At 53.0% G+C, this 17,516-nt stretch carries 13 protein-coding genes; 5 read left to right on the top strand and 8 right to left on the bottom strand.

Annotation, left to right across the window (positions count from 1 at the left end; all coding sequences use genetic code 11):
- Positions 1 to 20 precede the first annotated feature (20 nt).
- From J2I47_RS15600 to J2I47_RS15590, 3 genes are all read right to left on the bottom strand, one after another.
- Positions 21 to 1,007: a bifunctional heptose 7-phosphate kinase/heptose 1-phosphate adenyltransferase gene (locus J2I47_RS15600; protein WP_207365512.1), complete on the bottom strand. Its 987-nt coding sequence runs from the start codon at positions 1,005 to 1,007 to the stop codon at positions 21 to 23.
- A 110-nt stretch (positions 1,008 to 1,117) separates the two neighbouring features.
- The gene (locus J2I47_RS15595) at positions 1,118 to 2,131 is read right to left on the bottom strand and encodes a YpdA family putative bacillithiol disulfide reductase (RefSeq protein WP_207365511.1); all 1,014 of its coding nucleotides are present in this window, start codon (positions 2,129 to 2,131) and stop codon (positions 1,118 to 1,120) included.
- A gap of 99 nt (positions 2,132 to 2,230) precedes the next feature.
- The gene (locus tag J2I47_RS15590) at positions 2,231 to 6,157 is read right to left on the bottom strand and encodes an SdrD B-like domain-containing protein (protein WP_207365510.1); all 3,927 of its coding nucleotides are present in this window, start codon (positions 6,155 to 6,157) and stop codon (positions 2,231 to 2,233) included.
- 203 nt (positions 6,158 to 6,360) lie between these two features.
- Between J2I47_RS15590 and priA the strand changes: the two genes are divergently transcribed.
- The 4 genes from priA to J2I47_RS15570 are packed head-to-tail and all read left to right on the top strand — an operon-like array spanning position 6,361 to position 11,034.
- Entirely contained in the window at positions 6,361 to 8,880 is a 2,520-nt protein-coding gene (gene priA / locus J2I47_RS15585; RefSeq protein WP_207365509.1) for a replication restart helicase PriA, read from the top strand.
- Positions 8,881 to 8,914: 34 nt separating this feature from the next.
- Positions 8,915 to 9,193: a type II toxin-antitoxin system RelE/ParE family toxin gene (locus tag J2I47_RS15580; RefSeq protein WP_207365508.1), complete on the top strand. Its 279-nt coding sequence runs from the start codon at positions 8,915 to 8,917 to the stop codon at positions 9,191 to 9,193.
- Between the two features lie 12 nt (positions 9,194 to 9,205).
- A complete protein-coding gene (locus J2I47_RS15575; protein WP_207365507.1) occupies positions 9,206 to 9,535 on the top strand; it encodes a HigA family addiction module antitoxin in 330 nt (109 codons plus the stop codon).
- A 35-nt stretch (positions 9,536 to 9,570) separates the two neighbouring features.
- A complete protein-coding gene (locus tag J2I47_RS15570; protein ID WP_207365506.1) occupies positions 9,571 to 11,034 on the top strand; it encodes an ATP-binding cassette domain-containing protein in 1,464 nt (487 codons plus the stop codon).
- Between the two features lie 4 nt (positions 11,035 to 11,038).
- Here J2I47_RS15570 and J2I47_RS15565 read toward each other — a convergent pair whose 3' ends face one another.
- From J2I47_RS15565 to J2I47_RS15545, 5 genes are all read right to left on the bottom strand, one after another.
- Positions 11,039 to 11,434 carry a hypothetical protein gene (locus tag J2I47_RS15565; RefSeq protein ID WP_207365505.1) on the bottom strand — a complete coding sequence of 132 codons (396 nt, stop codon included), beginning with the start codon at positions 11,432 to 11,434 and terminating at the stop codon, positions 11,039 to 11,041.
- An 86-nt stretch (positions 11,435 to 11,520) separates the two neighbouring features.
- Positions 11,521 to 12,084, bottom strand: coding sequence for a hypothetical protein (locus J2I47_RS15560; protein ID WP_207365504.1), 564 nt, complete (start codon positions 12,082 to 12,084; stop codon positions 11,521 to 11,523).
- A gap of 102 nt (positions 12,085 to 12,186) precedes the next feature.
- Positions 12,187 to 14,343 carry a S9 family peptidase gene (locus J2I47_RS15555; RefSeq protein WP_207365503.1) on the bottom strand — a complete coding sequence of 719 codons (2,157 nt, stop codon included), beginning with the start codon at positions 14,341 to 14,343 and terminating at the stop codon, positions 12,187 to 12,189.
- Positions 14,344 to 14,496: 153 nt separating this feature from the next.
- Positions 14,497 to 15,609, bottom strand: a complete 1,113-nt coding sequence (gene gmd, locus J2I47_RS15550; RefSeq protein WP_207365502.1) for a GDP-mannose 4,6-dehydratase — start codon at positions 15,607 to 15,609, stop codon at positions 14,497 to 14,499.
- 81 nt (positions 15,610 to 15,690) lie between these two features.
- A complete protein-coding gene (locus J2I47_RS15545; RefSeq protein WP_207365501.1) occupies positions 15,691 to 16,266 on the bottom strand; it encodes an SPOR domain-containing protein in 576 nt (191 codons plus the stop codon).
- Positions 16,267 to 16,346: 80 nt separating this feature from the next.
- Between J2I47_RS15545 and murB the strand changes: the two genes are divergently transcribed.
- Positions 16,347 to 17,372, top strand: coding sequence for a UDP-N-acetylmuramate dehydrogenase (gene murB, locus J2I47_RS15540; RefSeq protein ID WP_207365500.1), 1,026 nt, complete (start codon positions 16,347 to 16,349; stop codon positions 17,370 to 17,372).
- Positions 17,373 to 17,516: the final 144 nt, after the last annotated feature.

The raw sequence follows: 17,516 nt of genomic DNA, 5'->3' as shown, positions 1-17,516 counted from the left end.
GGCGTTATTTACAGGCAATTTCAGACACCCAGCCGCAGGGCCTCTTCCAATAAATGTGCCTTGTCGATAGGTACCACGCCCACACTTTCGCAGACAAGACCCCCGCCCAGGTTCGACAGGCCCGCAATGCGGTGTGGTGATTGCTTCAGGGCCACGCAACAGGCGGCAATACTAATCACAGTGTCACCCGCTCCCGACACGTCGGCAATTTGCCGGACGTGGGCGGGCAGGCGATCCTGAACACCATCGAGGTCAATATAGACACCTCGTTCTGAAAGGGTTATAAGCGTACCACGCAGGTGCATCCGGGTTTTTAGCTGGTCTACTATGTGGGTTAGCTCACCAGGCTGATCAACGTTAAAATCCACTTTCAGTCCCTCGCGCAGTTCTTTCAGATTGGGCTTGAACAACGTGGCGTGTTCGTAGTCCAGGAAGTGCCTTTTTTTAGGATCAACCACCGTGGGTACGTGGTGCTCGTTGGCAAATGCTGTAATCTCGGCGATGGCTTCACGACTGAGTACGCCCTTGTCATAATCCTCAAAAATGACAACGTGGCAGCTGGGGATCAAGTCTTTGGCGCGGGCAACAAGCTGCGCCCGGTCGTCGTCGGTGATGTACTTATCGGTCTCTGTATCGACGCGTACTACCTGCTGCGACCCGGCAATAATGCGCTCTTTGATGGTCGTCAGCCGCCCCTCCGACCGGATCAGGCCTTCGCATCGAAGACTCCGTTGGGTGAGTTGCTGCACCAGTTGATCACCAGCCATGTCAGTACCGATTACCGAACAGATAATGGCCTCAGCACCAAGGGCCTGCACGTTTAAGAGAACGTTACCTGCGCCGCCCAACCGCACTTCACGCCGGTTCACAGTCACAATAGGTACGGGCGCTTCGGGTGAAATCCGCTCTACACGGCCCCACACGTAGGCATCGAGCATTACATCGCCCACAATGAGTACGCGCAACGAATTAAACTGACCAAACAGGTCGGGAAGGGGGGTATTCATGGGGCAAAAATAGGGTTAAAGTTTAAGGTCTAAAGTCCAACGTTGCTCAATGCGCCAGCATATTGTGTCAAGCAACGTTGGACGTTAGACCTTAAACTTTAACCCTATTTTTAAATCCGCTGCACCAGTTCGTTCACCTTGTGTACCTCGCGGCCTACAATGTGGTCGATGATGGCCTGTGCGTGTTCGCGGCCGTTTTCGATAAATACTTTTTCGGTGTAAATACCCGCCAGCACCGTGCCGCAGACATAAAGGCCCGACACGTTAGTCTCAAACGTTTCGCGGTCGTAGACGGGTACCTGCGTGTCGGGGTTTAGTTCTACCCCACACCGTTGAAGCAGTTCAGCATCAGGTGTATAGCCCGTCAACACCAGTACAAAGTCGGCGGGGATATTACTTATCTCTCCGGTAAGCTGGTTGTGCACCCGCACAAAGTCGGGACCAATACGGGTGGCGCAGCTGTCGAACACGGTCTTGATTTTACCTTCTTTCACCCGGTTTTTTACGTCGGGAATCAGCCAGTATTTCACCGTCGAACGGAAGTCGGGGCCGCGATGCACCACCGTCACGTCAACATCATGGCGATACAATTCCAGAGCCGCCTCGACCGCCGAGTTCGACGCGCCGATGATGACCACTTTCGTGAACGAATATTTGAACGGCTCGTCGTAATAGTGAGACACTTGCGGGCCGTCTTCACCGGGAATGCCCAGCCAGCGGGGCTTGTCGAAATAGCCGGTAGCCAGAATTACTTTATAAGCCCGAAAGATTTCGTTTTTGGTGGTAGTCACCACAAATACGTCGCCTTGTTTCTGCACGCGCTGCACCTCGGTAAAAACTCTGGTATTGAGCTTGTAGTATGCAGCTACTTTACGGTAATACTGGAGTGCCTCGTTACGGTTGGCCTTCACGCTTGACACCGGGAACGGGATGCCGCCAATCTCGATGTTTTCGGCGGTAGAGAAAAAGCGCATCAGTTTCGGATACCGCCGAATAGACTCCGTGATACTACCCTTTTCAAGAATGATGTGGCTTAATCCGCTTTTGCTGGCTTCAATTCCGGCGGCTAATCCGCAGGGACCGCCGCCCACAATCAGCACGTCGTAAGGTTGATTGGTATTCATATGGCCCGGATTGCTCCGTTATCGTCTGTGTTTGTAACGCAAAAAAAGACCCCAAAGGTTTGTGCTTCGGGGTCTTTACTAAAGTTTGAAAGGGCTGTTCTACCGCACGCGACTACCTCGAATGGCAAGACAGCCGCCTGGTAAAACAGTCAGTGTAAGCAACGCCGACGGTTTGCAGTCGGCCCGCGCCTGACCTACCGGCGACAAAACAGCGTAGAGATAGTTGTCGACCGATTGCGCACTACCGTTGATGATGCCAGTTAGTGCGTTGGCAGGCAAAATGGCCTGGTTACTACCATTGGGCGTTACCGTGGCCAGCACCGTTCCACCGGCATACATGTCGGTGCCTGTTTGAGGACTACTGAACAACACAAACTGCACCTGCTGCCCCGGTGTCAGCGTGGTACTTACCGTAGCGGTAATAACCCCGGCTGCGCCACCCGAACAGATGGTAGCAGCGGTAGGGGCAATAGATAGGGTGGTGATGCACTGATCTCCGGAGGGTGATTCTACCGTGACAATAGTCTGGTTGGGGCAACCCGTTTCCAGGTCATAGACCGTGATGGTGTAGTTGCCTGCCAGCGTTACCACAGGCCTTTGTTCACTGCTGGTAAAACTGCCGGGACCAGTCCAGTAGAACGATACGCCTACCGCTTCGGCCACCAGCGTTACTGAGCAGGCATTGCAGGCCTTGGCACCACCAAACGCTTCAAGAGCGGGTGTAGTAGAGGCACCCTGCGTCACGATCCCACCCGCAGCGATTACAGTACAGCCGTTGGCAGACGTGACCATGGCGGAATATGTACCTGGTAGCGTGACAGAAATGGGGTTTTGGGTGCTGGTGAAGCCGTTCGGCCCATGCCAAGTCACAGACATCGTGGTGACCTGACCACCAACCAGCGCCGTCAGCGAAGCTGTTGGATTACGGCATGACAGCGTGGCGTCGTTGACTGTTACAGGCTGCGTGGTTTTGTCTTCGCTCACTAGCACCGTACCCGAAATAGCCGCACAGGCACTTAGCGAAGCCGTTACGGTATAAACACCCGGCGCGCTGACCAACAGCGAGGTGCCCGCTGTAGTGGTGCCGTTGGGTGGGCTAAGCCAGGTATAAACAGCGTCGGGCGTGGGGGTTTGCACTTGTAGTGTGGCCGTGGGCTGGTTGCAGGTCAGCGTGGCGGAGTTGGGCGTAACCGCAACTGAGGGCTTGGGCAGGATCGTTAGTTTCGTCAACGACGACACCCGACAGGTGGGATCGGCGGGGGCGGGCGAGATAATGCCGTAGACGTAGAAGGACAGGGGCGCACCCGTGGTGTTCTGGGTGGAAATAGTCGCCGCCGTTAGCGAAACAACCTGGCTGGCGGGATTGGCAGGCGTGAGCGTGGCCAAAACTGTGCCGCCTGTGTACATGGCTGTACCACTTTGCGGACTGGTAAAGAGCACAAATTGCAGATTGTCTACGAGCGCGAAATTTTCACCATTAAACGGGATGTCGGGTATTTTGGCGGCGTTGGCGCAGACCGAGAGGGCTTCAACCTGCGCCGTAAGGGTGGGGCATGAATAAATGGCGAAGTCGCTGTTGTAGTTGTTTTCACCAAATGACCCCGTGGTTAGCTGAATAACAGCATTAGTCCCGATTTGGATGGCGTTATTGTCGCGGATAGGACTATCAGCACCAGATGCCTGAAATTGCGGCGAGATAAAGTAAGTGCGCGACACAGCCGCCCGGCGGGCACCCGGTCCACCAACAGGCTTTTGCGCGGCCAGATCAAGGCTGGGCAGCTGCGCCATAGCCATACGAATCTCGTAGTTGCGGTTGTGGAGCAACCCGCCCGGCACATTATTCTGGTTAAAGATGTACTGACCGCCATTGGCTGAGGTTGTTGAAGCGATTTTGGTTCCTCCGGTACCCATGTCAAACAGGTCGAGGGTTACACCGTCAACACCCGGTTCATAGGGATCCTGGATGCCGTTGCGGTTATCATCAAACCAAACGCGGTTGCCTATTTCGAGACCGGGCAGATCGCAGAGCGCTTTGCCATCACCCAACCCCGACACTTTACCAAATGTGCCGTCGGTGCCGCTACCCAGGTTAGCGTAAAGCGCATAGTTGCGTAGAATACCACCGTTGCGATTGTTGAACACCTTCATGCCGCCCGACTGGTAGATACCCGTGATGGGGTCAAAAGCAGACGTCATAATTTCATTGCGGCCTGGTACCAGCATCAACGAGCCGTTGGTTACCTCATCGTGGGCCAGTGTGCTGCTTGAGGCAAACAAAGCCCACTGGTCATTGTAATAAAATTCGCCCCCGCCCGGACCTTGCCCGTTGTTGGTTCCCTGAACGGTAATGCCCGTACCCGGCACCAGGTTAGCGCCTGCCGTGCGTATCGGATTGCCTACCGAGCCGTCATTTTCCATTTGGTAGGCCGTACCGGCCGCGTTAAGCGGGGCCGCCCGTAACATATCCCCCCCCGTGAACCCATTGAATGACCCTTGTCCCTGAGGCGTCTGGTTCTGGAGGCCCGCCATGTGCCCAAACCGGTCGAGCATGCCAATGATCATGGAGCCGTCTACGTCGAAGGCCAGATCGGTGGCCATGGCCTGTGGCCACATCACAAAGTTGCCACCGTCATTACAGGCCATGGGAAACTCGTTGGTCCAGGGGAGCCAGTATGTGAAGTTGATGCAGTTGTCTGTTAAATCAGCGGGACCACGCCGGAATGTCAGTGGATAACTTAACACTGTCTGAAAGGTGGCACCCGTTATGCGGGGGTCAACGCGCTGCACAATCAGCTTAAGCCCGGCGGTATCGGGCAGGGTAGCAGCCAGACCATCCATCACCGAGGTCGTTGATGAAATTTTTGAGGTTCGGTACTCTCCCGAACAAACGCCTGCTACATAAACAATTTTACGGTAGCTATATACGCCCCAGGGCCGGTAATCGCCGCTGGGACATCCCGACTGGTCCATGGTCCACGATTTCACATCGGCAGGACCAGGTTTGCGGGCCGGTGAGTCAATGAATACGCCGTAGAGTTTGCGGTCGTAGAGGTTTACCGCGTACATCGTTTTTTCATCGTCCGACATATCGATGCCCCCAATTCCCACCCGACCCACAGCGGTCATGGAGCCAGGGTCGGCACTGGGTTGTAGTTTATTACCCGATAACCCAGAGTGGGGGTCAGCACCGGTTGTCACGTTAAGATCAGTCTGAAAGTCGAAAAACGGCTGAGTTACAACAAGCGGATAATTAGCCAGTACGGCGGCAGACGTGGCGGTGAGTGTGGTGATGTCGGTGATATATATACCGCCTGTTCCTAACACACCCAAGCCAGTATGACGTTTGATGGAGGCCGCTGTGAGCACTTTTTTCTCAGACCGCAACAAACTAACGCCCCATATAGAACCAACCTGGGCAGCCGTAGCCAGGTGAGCCGGGGGGAAATTTCCGGCACCCGCCAGACCCGTAGCCGAATAGGGAAACGCCACCAGCACATCGGCGTTACCAGACCGGTTGGCGGGGTCAACGGGCGACCCATCGGCGTTTACCGTACTTAACGGATCACCGTTCACAAAACAGGGAATGATCGTTGTTATTTCACCGTTCTGGCAATAGTCGGTGGGGTAATTGATCCCAACGTCTATACCTGTGGCGGCGGGCCCAGCTAGTACAAAGCGTACGTTCGAGCGGTCATCGGCTCCTGCTGCGCCAAAAAAGTAGCCGTCGGGCAGCCCTGAAAACTCAATCCGTACCTTTGCATTAGCGGGTATATCGGCCGCGCTAAACTGGTAAGCTCCGTTAACGTCGGTGACGGTTGAGATGGGTGTTGAGCTAAAATTTACGTAAGCCCGAACAACAATATTTGGCTCACCCGGCTCTTCGGGCAGTGAGGCGGTCTGAGTGCCGCTCTGGTCGAAGTCCCGGTATACCGTGCCTTTAATTTGAGCGAATAAGACGGATTGGGTAAGCAGGTATACCGTACCAAGTAATAGACCCGACCTAAATGCTATGTGCAAATTTTTCATGTTCAAGGCTGTTCAACGAAATCGATTACCGTTACTGTAAGCACAAATCGACTATCCACCAGAGACCTCCTGAAGTAGGTCTGGTTTGCGTGATCAAAGTCGATAAGCGTTTATGGGATGAGATACTTAAGTTTAAATACCTCAAATTTCTTGCCAGTACCTCGTTTTTATACTCAGACTTTTACTGAGCATATTTACTACTTATGAATAACTCGTCGTCTGAGCCTCTGTTTACCTACTCGTCAATTGAAGAGCGCACCTTTTTTGTCGATCTAATCCTGCCAATTCCTGTGCCGCGATTGTTTACTTATCGGGTTCAGCGGGAGATGAACGGGCTTATCAAAATTGGGGCCAGAGTAATTGTTCCTTTCGGAAAGAGCCGGGTAATGACCGCTGTAGTGGCGCGGTTGCACAACCAGCCACCCCAGAGCTATCAGGCTCGCTACGTGCTCGAACTGCTGGACGAATACCCGCTCGTGACAGGTTACCAATTACAGTTATTTACCTGGATGTCAGAGTACTATATGTGTTGTGTGGGTGAAGTACTTAACGTGGCACTACCGTCTGGGCTGAAAATCACGAGCCAGTCGAAGGTACAGTTTAACCCTGATTTCGATTATCCCGAACTGCTGACAGAGCAGGAAACGGTTCTGCTCGACGAACTGCGCAAGCACCCGGCGCTGTCGTATGAAGAGGTTGGGCGGCTCGTTGGTGAGGTCAACGTACCCACGCTGATCAAGTCATTGGTGGGTAAACGGGCTGTCATCGTGTTTGATGAGGTCAAAGAAAAATATGTACCTAAAATGGTGCGTAAAATTCGACTTAGTCAGCAGTATGAAAACCCCGACTTGCTGTTATCTCTGCTTCGAAAACTAGAAAAATTACCTAAACAGCAGGAGGCGGTCATGCGCTACTTAAGTCACGTTCCGTTACAACGTAATCCTGCTCTGAACCAGACCGGTCTCGACAAAGCGCTGCTGAATCAGGACGATGAAATTTCGTCTTCGTCGTTGGCCACGCTCATCAAAAATGGTGTGTTCGAAACGTTCGAGCTTATCCAGCCGCGCTTCTCGCAGACCTATTCGCCCCAGGGTGAAATCAAGCTGACTCCCGCCCAGCAGGCTGCCTCCGACAAGACGATGGCGTTTTTCGCCGAAAAGGACATTGTACTCTTTCACGGTATCACGGGCAGCGGCAAAACCGAAGTGTATATCGACCTGATTCAGAAGGTATTGGCAGGTGGATCGCAGGTGCTGTACCTCCTGCCCGAAATTGCCCTGACCACCCAGATTGTAGTACGCCTGCAAAAAGTGTTCGGCGACAAGATGGGCATTTACCACTCAAAATTCTCTGATAATGAGCGGGTTGAAGTATGGAAAGGCATTGTGTCGGGGCAGTATCAGTTTGTGGTGGGTGTGCGGTCGGCAGTGTTTCTGCCGTTCGATAACCTCGGCCTGATCATCGTCGACGAAGAGCATGAGACGTCCTATAAACAGCACGACCCCGCCCCGCGCTACCATGCCCGCGACGTGGCCATGATGATGGCCTACTGGCAACAGGCTAAGGTGTTGCTGGGGTCTGCTACACCAAGCATTGAATCATATTACCAGGCTAAACAGGGTCGCTATGGGCTGGTGGAGTTGTTCCAGCGGTATGGCGATGCCAACCTGCCATTTATTTCGCTCATCGACGTGAAGAAGGAGCGGCACCAGAAAACCATGAAAAATGAGTTTTCGTCGGTGCTGTATCAGGCGCTGTCCGACAATCTGGAGCGGGGCGAACAAAGCATTTTATTCCAGAATCGGCGAGGCTATTCGCCGTATATCCAGTGTGAAGACTGCGAATGGATTGGACAGTGCCCCAACTGTGCCGTGAGCCTGACCTACCACCAGCGCGCCGCCGAATTGCGCTGCCACTACTGTGGTCACAAAGAGATGGTACCCAAACTGTGCCCCATCTGCGGTTCAACCAAAGTAAAAACGGTGGGTTACGGCACCGAGAAACTGGAAGACCAACTCCAGATTCTGTTTCCCGACGCCCGGATTCAGCGCATGGACCTCGACACGACGCGGGCCAAGAACGCTTACCAGCAGATTATCCAGGAATTTGAAACCGGCAACGTCGATATTCTGGTAGGTACGCAGATGATTACCAAGGGATTAGATTTCGACAATGTGAGTTTAGTCGGTATTTTCGACGCCGACCGGATCATTCATTTCCCCGAATTCAGGGCCACCGAGCGGGCTTTTCAGATGATGACGCAGGTGAGTGGCCGGGCCGGTCGGCGGGCCGACCGGCAGGGGCGCGTGCTCATCCAAACCGCAAATCCCACCCAGCCAGTACTGAATAAGATCATCGACAACGATTACCACGCCCTCTACACCGACGAGATCGTGGAACGCCAGAATTTCAACTACCCGCCCTTCTCTCGCCTCATCAAACTCACCGTGCGCCACACCGACCAGCGCGTGAGCAAACGCGCCGCCGACAAACTCCGCGCCGACCTGGCCGAAAAGCTGGGCGATGAGCGCACGCTTGGCCCCGAAGAGCCGCTGGTGGAGCGTGTTCGTAACCAGTTTCTGTACGATATTCTGATCAAACTGGAGCGCGAAAAGATCAATTTCAAAGCCGTGAAGGCATTTATCCAAGAATGCATCACCAACATTCTCACCGACAAAGGTCTCCGTCAGGTGAGCATCGTCATCGACGTGGATTGTTTGTAATGACACCTGACACGTTTCGTGTTACATTTGCGTTATGATTGTCAGCTATCGTAATAAAGGTTTAGAACGTTATGCCACTAAAGGTGACCGTTCTAAACTACAGCAGGTTCATCTTGCCAAGATTCGACTGATTTTAACGCGATTAGAAGCGGCAACAAGTCCTGAACAAATGAATCAACCCGGTTATAATTTCCACCCATTGAAAGGAGATTTGGATGGGTATTATGCGGTCAAAGTGTCTGGTAACTGGCGCATTACGTTTCGGTTTGACGGTGAGAACGCCACCGATGTTGATTATATAGATTATCATTAAATAAACACTCACATGGCACTTTTCGACCCGGCTCACCCCGGTGAACTGATCCGCGAAACCATAGAGGGACTACGCGAAGAAACTGGACAAAAATTACCCATTGGCGAGGTAGCGACTGGTTTGGGAACTACCCGAAAGACGCTCTCGGCTATCATCAACTGCAAACAGAGTGTTACCCCGGAAATGGCCATCCGGCTTGCAGTAGCGTTTCCGAATACATCGGCTGAATTCTGGTTGACTGTGCAGGAAAACTATGACCTAGCTCTAGCTAGACCGAAAGTCGATATTAGCCAAGTTCGCGTATTTTGGAAACCCATAGTAGGCCCGTATCAGTCGGCGTAGAGGTATAACCTATTATCGCTACTGCATACATACCTATGATTCAACTGGAAAATGCGCTGTTTCGAAAGGGGTTAGCGGTGGTGTTGCGGGATATCAATTTGGTATTGGAGCCGGGGCAGCACTGGGCTATTATTGGACCAACGGGCGCGGGGAAGTCGCTGCTACTGGAGGCATTGGCCGGGCAACTGCTGCCACAGGCGGGTCAGTTTTCTTTCAGCCAAAACAGCTGTTCGGACCCACGAATTACCCGCGAACAGCACAAAGCCCGCACGGCACTAGTGACATTCCGGGCGGCCTCACACGCCTTCGACTACGGTCGTTTTTTCTACCAGCAACGCTACCACGCCGGCCTCGAAGAAAGTCTCGACGTACAGGCTTTTTTAGGACTTCAGAACGATCAACTTGCTGATAGCGAACGTATTCTGAGTCGATTAGGCTTACTGCCGTTGCTGTCGTTGCCGTTCATCAAACTATCGAACGGACAGTCGCGAAAAGTATTGATTGCCAAAGCGCTATTGAACAAGCCAGCACTGCTGCTACTTGATGATCCATTTGTGGGGCTGGACGCGGCCATGCGGCAAGACTTGGTCAACTGGCTTGATGAATTAATGAATGCCGGTACGCAACTGGTGCTGGTGGCCCCGCCCGACGTGCTGCCAATGGCCATTACCCATGTGATCGACGTAGCGTATGGACAGGTAGTTTCGCAAAGAATTCGACCTGAAACGGGTTCTGAGCTACCGGTTTTGGGTATAGCGGAAACAGCCACCCCGCCCCTGCCCAACTGGCAGACGCCCCCGATGCCGCCGCTGCCTTCCGATAGGGTGTTTGACCTGCGCGACGTGACCGTCCGGTATGGCGATAGCGTAATTTTGGATCAACTGAACTGGACTGTTCGGGTGGGCGAACGCTGGGCCTTACTAGGGCCGAATGGGTCAGGAAAATCTGTTTTGCTGAGTTTGCTTTACGGCGACCACCCCCAGGCTTATGCCAATGACATTCGGCTGTTTGGCAAACCCCACGGGCGGGGGCGCACGGGCACAGGGCAGAGCATATGGTCCATAAAACGCCAGATCGGCTTTGTCTCGCCCGAACTGCACCTGTATTTTCCACGCCACCTCACGGTCCGCGACGTGGTCTATACCGGCCTCACCGACACGCTTGTGGTACCCCGCATGGTTACTCCGACCCACGCCGCCGATGCCCTGTCGTTGCTCGCTTACTTTGACCTGGACACATTCATTGACCGGCAGTTTGGTAGTTTGTCAGCGGGGCAACAACGGCTCGTATTATTGTGCCGGGCCTTGCTCAAACGCCCACCGGTGCTGATCTTCGACGAACCCTTCCAGTGCCTCGACCCCGCCCAGATTATCCGTGCCCGGCACCTGCTTGATAACCTGCCAGACAACACCACGCTCCTGTTTGTGACGCACTATACAGACGAAATACCAACGTCGGTAACGCATTTTTTACGGCTGGAAAATGGGCGGGCGTTGTAGCAGATTAGCCGAACAGAAAAGGAAGCGAAACTACTTCGTAGCCGATAAAAGTAAAATAAGCTAAAACTGCCTCCCACTGCTCTGGTTCAGCATTTCCATATCTCCCCGATGCGTTGTTTATGTAAACTTTATCATCTGCACCAAACCAAAGTTCGCCACCATGCAACGCTGGTTTTCCCCCGGTAATATTAGTGTGGCATACGATTGGGCGTGTCGTACGCTTTGGATTCGGCGTAGCTTCCAAAATGATTTTCAAACCAAGCGAATCAATTACCCACAAATAGCGACCTACTGAACCCTGCCTAGTTACGCTTTCGATGGGCGTTTCAATGCAATCGGGTGGAAGACCACCGTTAGTTGCGTCAAAAACAGCGTCATCGAATAAATCGGCTTCTCCCATAGCTATAGTTCTTTTTGAAAAACTACGCTCAAACGGTTGTATTGGAACACCTAATCGGTTGACTAATTCAGGCGTCGGGACAGGCATCAGATTTGGGTATAACTCTTTTCACTGGCTTCTTCCAGTTTCGCAAGCCCGTATCGTTGAACTGCTTCTACAGCCGAGATTGGTTTGAGAGGGCCGAGTTCACGCTCTGCTAGTTTGTTTTCACCTAAAAACAAAATACGCTCATTAGTATCTGTGTAAAACGGTAGGGAATGTTTAGCCAACAAATCTATAATAGTACTATCACTCAACCGACCGTTGTTGTCTTCCAATGCTTGATTGACTAAGTCGTCTCCTAACAACGCGTTTAAATGCCAGAGTTGGTTTGGTGGAGATAAATACTTATAGGTTGAGTGTTCCCGAAAAGGATCACCTATTTGGACATCGCCTTTCAATTCAAGGCCAGCCTTAGCAGAAACGAATAATCGCTTCTCTTTCTTTACCGTGGATGATTCCCTTTTACGATACTGTACAACCTTAAAAGCATGAATAATCCTAAATACCTGTCTCACCTTTTTACGTTTTTTAACTGAAAGAGCTTTATGAGCAGAAATAATCTGCTCAGCAGTTAAAGGTTGCTCAATATTGACTTTCTGCGCTTCCATCCTATTTGTTGGTTCCGTTCACCAAGCTATTAACAATCTGCGAATAGGTCAAAGTTCTATATAACAATAAGGGCGGCTCATCGTAGCCGCCCGTCGCGAACCTTACAAACTTCCCTTCCCGGCTAGATTGAGCATGAATGCATACTCCATCGCCACTTCTTTCAGCGCCTGAAAACGGCCCGACGCGCCGCCGTGACCAGCCTCCATGTTAGTGTGGAGCAGCAGCAGGTTGTCGCCGGTTTTCATCGTGCGGAGCTTGGCTACCCACTTGGCCGGCTCCCAATACTGCACCTGCGAATCGTGTAAACCCGTGGTGACGAGCAAGTTCGGGTACGTTTGCTTCGATACCTGATCATAGGGCGAATACGACAGCATATAGTCGTAGTAAGCCTTCTTTTTGGGGTTACCCCACTCTTCAAACTCACCGGTAGTGAGGGGAATACTTTCGTCGAGCATGGTCGTGACCACGTCCACAAATGGTACTGCCGCCACCACGCCCCGGTATAGTTCGGGAGCCTGATTAATGACGGCCCCCATCAACAGGCCACCTGCCGAGCCACCCAAGGCAAACAATTTATCTGGGGCCGCATACTTATTGGCAATCAGCCACTTAGACACATCTACAAAGTCATTGAAGGTGTTCTTTTTCTTCAACAGCTTACCATCTTCATACCACTGTCGGCCCATCTCCTGCCCCCCGCGAATGTGCGCAATGGCGTAGATAAAACCCCTGTCGAGCAGGCTGATGCGGTTGCTGCTAAAGCCCGGCTCGGTGTTACTGCCGTAAGAACCGTAGGCATACTGCAGCACCGGCGACGTACCATCTTTTGGCGTACCCTTCCGATACACAATCGAAACCGGCACCCTAGCCCCGTCGCGGGCGGTCACAAATACACGCTCAGATGTGTAATTGTTTTTGTCGAAGCCACCCAGCACCTCCTGCTGCTTCAGCAACGTCTTGGCCTTCGTGTCCATGTTATAATCGAACACCGACGCGGGCGTGGTCAGCGACGAGTAGCCGTAACGCAGAATATCGGTGTTGAAATCAGGATTCTGTCCGATACCAGCTACGTAGGCCGGTTCACCGAAATCGAGGTATTCATCGGCCTTCGTTTTCTGATTAATCACACGCAGTTTAGCCAGGCCGTCCTTACGTTCGCCCAGCACCAGGTGGTTGGCAAACACGTCCATGTTCTGGAAAAACACGTCGGCGCGGTTCGGAATCACCTCCGTCCACTTCGACCGGTCGTTGGTATAACCGGTTTCGGCCTTCATGTTGGGTTGCCGCAGTTTGTCGGGCGTTTCCATGAGCCGGAAGTTCTGCGCCTTGTAGTTAGTGCGAACGTAGAACTTGTCCTTGTAGTGCTGAATATCGTATTCATGACCGCGCTCGCGGGGGTAAAATACCACAAATTCGCCATTGGGGTTTTTCGCCTCCAGCAACCGGTATTCCGACGTGACGCCGTTGTGGTCGCAGTTGATGGCGATATATTTCTTCGACTTCATCCGGTACAGCGCCATGTAGAACTGGTTGTCTTTTTCTTCATACACCAGTACGTCTTTCTTAGGGTCATTACCCAGCATATGTCGGTATACCTGGTAGCCGAGCAGCGTTTTTGGGTCTTTCTTGACGTAGAAAAACGTCTTGTTATCCGTGGCCCAGGCAAAATCACCCGCCTCCACATTCGGGATAGCTTCGGGGTAAATCTGCCCTGTCTTCAGGTTCTTTACCCGCAACGTATACAACCGCCGACTCACCGTGTCTTCGCAAAAAATGGCCAGCTCGTCATTGTCCGACACTTCAAAACCACCCAGGTTGTAATAGTTGTGTCCTTTGGCCAGCGCATTACAATCAAACATCACCTCTTCGGGGGCTGTCAGCGACCCTTTCTTGCGGACGTAAATCGGGTATTCGCCGCCCTGCACAAAGTTGGTCTGGTAGTAATAGGCTCCTTCTTTATACGGCACCGACTGGTCCTGCTGCTTGATACGGCCTTTCATTTCGGCGAAGAGCTTGTCTTCCAGCGGCTTCTGCGGGGCCAGAACAGCATCGGTATACGCGTTCTCGTCGGTCAGGTAGTTGATGACTTCCTTGTCTTCGCGGTTGTTGAGCCAATAATAATTGTCGGTGCGGGAGTCGCCATTTGTGGTCAGCGTTTTGGGCTTGACGGCGGCCACGGGGGGCTTGGGCAGGGTTTGTGCGTTCATCAGGCTATGCAGCGAAAAGGCTGTCAGCGTTAAGAGAATGTGTTTGTTCATGAGACGTGCAACAGGGTGAAGTGAGTTCCGCGCTGGCTAAAACGCGAACTTACAAAAATGGGGGCAGGCTACCCACAACAAAAAGAGCGTTGCCGATGTGATTCAGCAACGCCCCTTCTGTTGGCATTCGGGCGACCGCTGGGGCCGCTCCTGCTATTCGTAATAATTCAGTACCTGATGACCGCTTTTAGCCAGCAGTTGGTCGCGCTGGAACAGCGTGATGTCGGCCTGCATCATATCTTTTACGAGGCCAGCCAGATCGTACTTAGGCTTCCAGTTCAGCTTGGTCATCGCCTTGGTAGGGTCGCCTAGCAGCAGATCTACCTCTGTGGGGCGGAAATAACGCGGGTCGATGGCCAGCACTTCTTTGCCCACTTCAACGGCAAAATCTGGGTTCGTTGATGATACCACGTAGCCTTTCTCGTCTACGCCCTCGCCTTTGAATTCCAGTTCAACACCGATTTCGGCAAACGACATTTTCACGAAGTCACGTACCGTGGTGGTAACGCCCGTGGCAATAACGTAGTCTTCGGGGGTATCCTGTTGCAGAATCAGGTACATCGCCTCAACGTAGTCTTTGGCGTGGCCCCAGTCGCGGAGGGAATCCATGTTACCCAGATACACTTTGTCTTGCAGGCCCAACCCAATCCGCGACACGGCGCGGGTGATCTTGCGCGTTACGAAGGTCTCGCCGCGCAGGGGTGATTCGTGGTTGAACAGAATACCGTTGCAGGCATACATGTTGTAAGCCTCGCGGTAGTTGACCGTGATCCAATAGCCGTACAGTTTAGCCACGGCATAGGGCGAACGGGGATAGAACGGCGTAGTCTCCGACTGCGCGTGACCCTGCACACCGCCATATAGTTCAGACGTCGAGGCCTGGTATACGCGGGTTTTTTCGGTCAGGCCCAACAGGCGCACAGCTTCCAGGATACGCAACGTACCGATGCCGTCGACCATAGCCGTGTATTCGGGTTCGTCGAAGCTTACGCGTACGTGCGACATAGCACCGAGGTTATAAATCTCGTCGGGCTGCACTTCCTGGATCAGACGGATGATATTGGTCGAATCGGACAGATCACCATAATGGAGCTTGAAACGAACGTGCTTTTCGTGTGGATCCTCGTATAAATGATCGACACGCTGCGTGTTGAAGAGCGAGCTACGACGCTTCACGCCGTGGACTTCGTACCCTTTTTCGAGCAGCAATTCGGCTAAATAAGCCCCGTCCTGCCCGGTTATGCCGGTTACCAACGCCTTTTTCATAAACTTTGAAGCAACTGCTGAATTTGTAAGATTTCGTGTTTCAGGGAGCAAATCTACGGCACAACGCCCATTTCGTTGTACTTATCTTATTAAGAGGCCCCGACGAAGGTCTACTCTATCGGGCTGCGACTGCGCAGAGGGAAACGCGGCCTTCAATTTGGGCAGGTACCGGTCAATATCCATACGCCGCATAAAATCGCCTACTTTGAGCCGGTAGGTAGGTTGCTGGTAGGTCATGTAGGCGCTGAGTTCAGGAAACAGCTGGTAAAGCTGTAGCTTGGCGGCATCGGCGGCATTACGTTCATTACCCACATAGATCTGCACCCGATAACCAGGTGCATAGCGTACTCGGCGGCTTTGCACAGCCATGGTATCCAGAATGGCATCTACGCGTCGGTTCACATGTAGCAGTTCAGGAGGAGCAGCTGTAGCTGCTTTTTGGGGGCTTTCTACCGGACGGGGGGGAGGCGCCGTGGGGGCAGTATGAGCCGTTGGCGTAACCGTACCGTACACGGGTCGTATCGTCGATAGGTCTTCGGAATAGTCATTATAACTACCCGCATTGCTTCGACTGGCTGTGGTCACTTTCGGCGCACATGCCCCGGCAACGGCTAATAGCCCACATACACAACAGAAAACGCGGATACGATGTACCATCTGATAAAGCGAAAGCCCGTTTAATTACGGGAAAAACTGCCTGCAAACTTACTAATTTTGCCCCGATCATTCGTGAACCTATGCTCACCGTTCAACGTGCCGTGTCGCTGCGGCCTTATACTACGTTCGGCATCGCGGCCAACGCCGACTATTTTGCCGAAGTCGCGTCAGAAACCGACCTGCAAACCTTACTTCAACTACCCGACCTGGCCAAAATGCCTAAACTCATGCTGGGCGGAGGTAGCAATATCCTCTTAACCCGCGATGTGCCGGGGCTGGTTGTAAAACTGAGCATAGGGGGCATCGAGGTAGTGCGCGAAGACGACCTGCATATATACATACGGGTGGGCGCGGGCGTCAACTGGCATGAACTGGTGCTCTTCTGCGTAGACAATAATTATGCCGGCATGGAAAACCTGTCGCTGATTCCGGGCACGGCCGGGGCGGCACCCATGCAAAATATCGGCGCCTATGGTGTTGAGGTTGAGCAATTGGTGGACCACCTCGAAGCAATCGACATCAATACGGGAGAAAAACGCCGGTTTGCCCATGCCGACTGTCAGTTTGGCTACCGCGAGAGCGTATTCAAGCACGAGCTGAAAGGCAAATACATCATTACCTCGGTCACGTTCCGCCTCGACAAAACGCCCACATTCCACACCCGCTATGGGGCTATTCAGGAAACTCTCGACGAGATGGGCATCACGGACGATAAGCTCAGCATCCGGGCCATTAGCAACGCGGTTATCAAGATCAGGCGCAGCAAGCTCCCCGACCCCGCCGAAATTGGCAACGCGGGCAGCTTCTTCAAAAATCCAGAGATCCCGGCAGCACAGTTCGATGCCCTGAAAACACAATTTCCCGCCCTACCCGGTTACCCCACCACCGAAGGGCAGGTGAAAGTACCCGCCGGATGGCTCATCGAACAGGCGGGCTGGAAAGGCTACCGCCACGGCGACGCAGGCGTTCATGCCAAACAGGCACTGGTATTGGTTAACTACGGACGCGCTACCGGCAACGAGATTTTAGCCCTGGCCCAGCAGGTGCAGGAATCCGTGAATCGGAAGTTTGGTATTGCTATCAACCCGGAAGTGAATGTATTGTAGGGGCGGCCCCTCGTGGCCGCCCGCACTCGGACACGATAGTGGCCGCTGATATGTGGATAAGATAAGGGCCGCCAGGGATAGTAGTAAAGTGCGTTTAAATCAGCGGCCACTATCGTGTCCGAGTGCGGGCGGCCACGAGGGGCC

The organism is Fibrella rubiginis (genome assembly GCF_017353185.1).
GTDB lineage: Bacteria > Bacteroidota > Bacteroidia > Cytophagales > Spirosomataceae > Fibrella > Fibrella rubiginis.
This window is presented reverse-complemented; position numbering and strand designations above follow the sequence as displayed.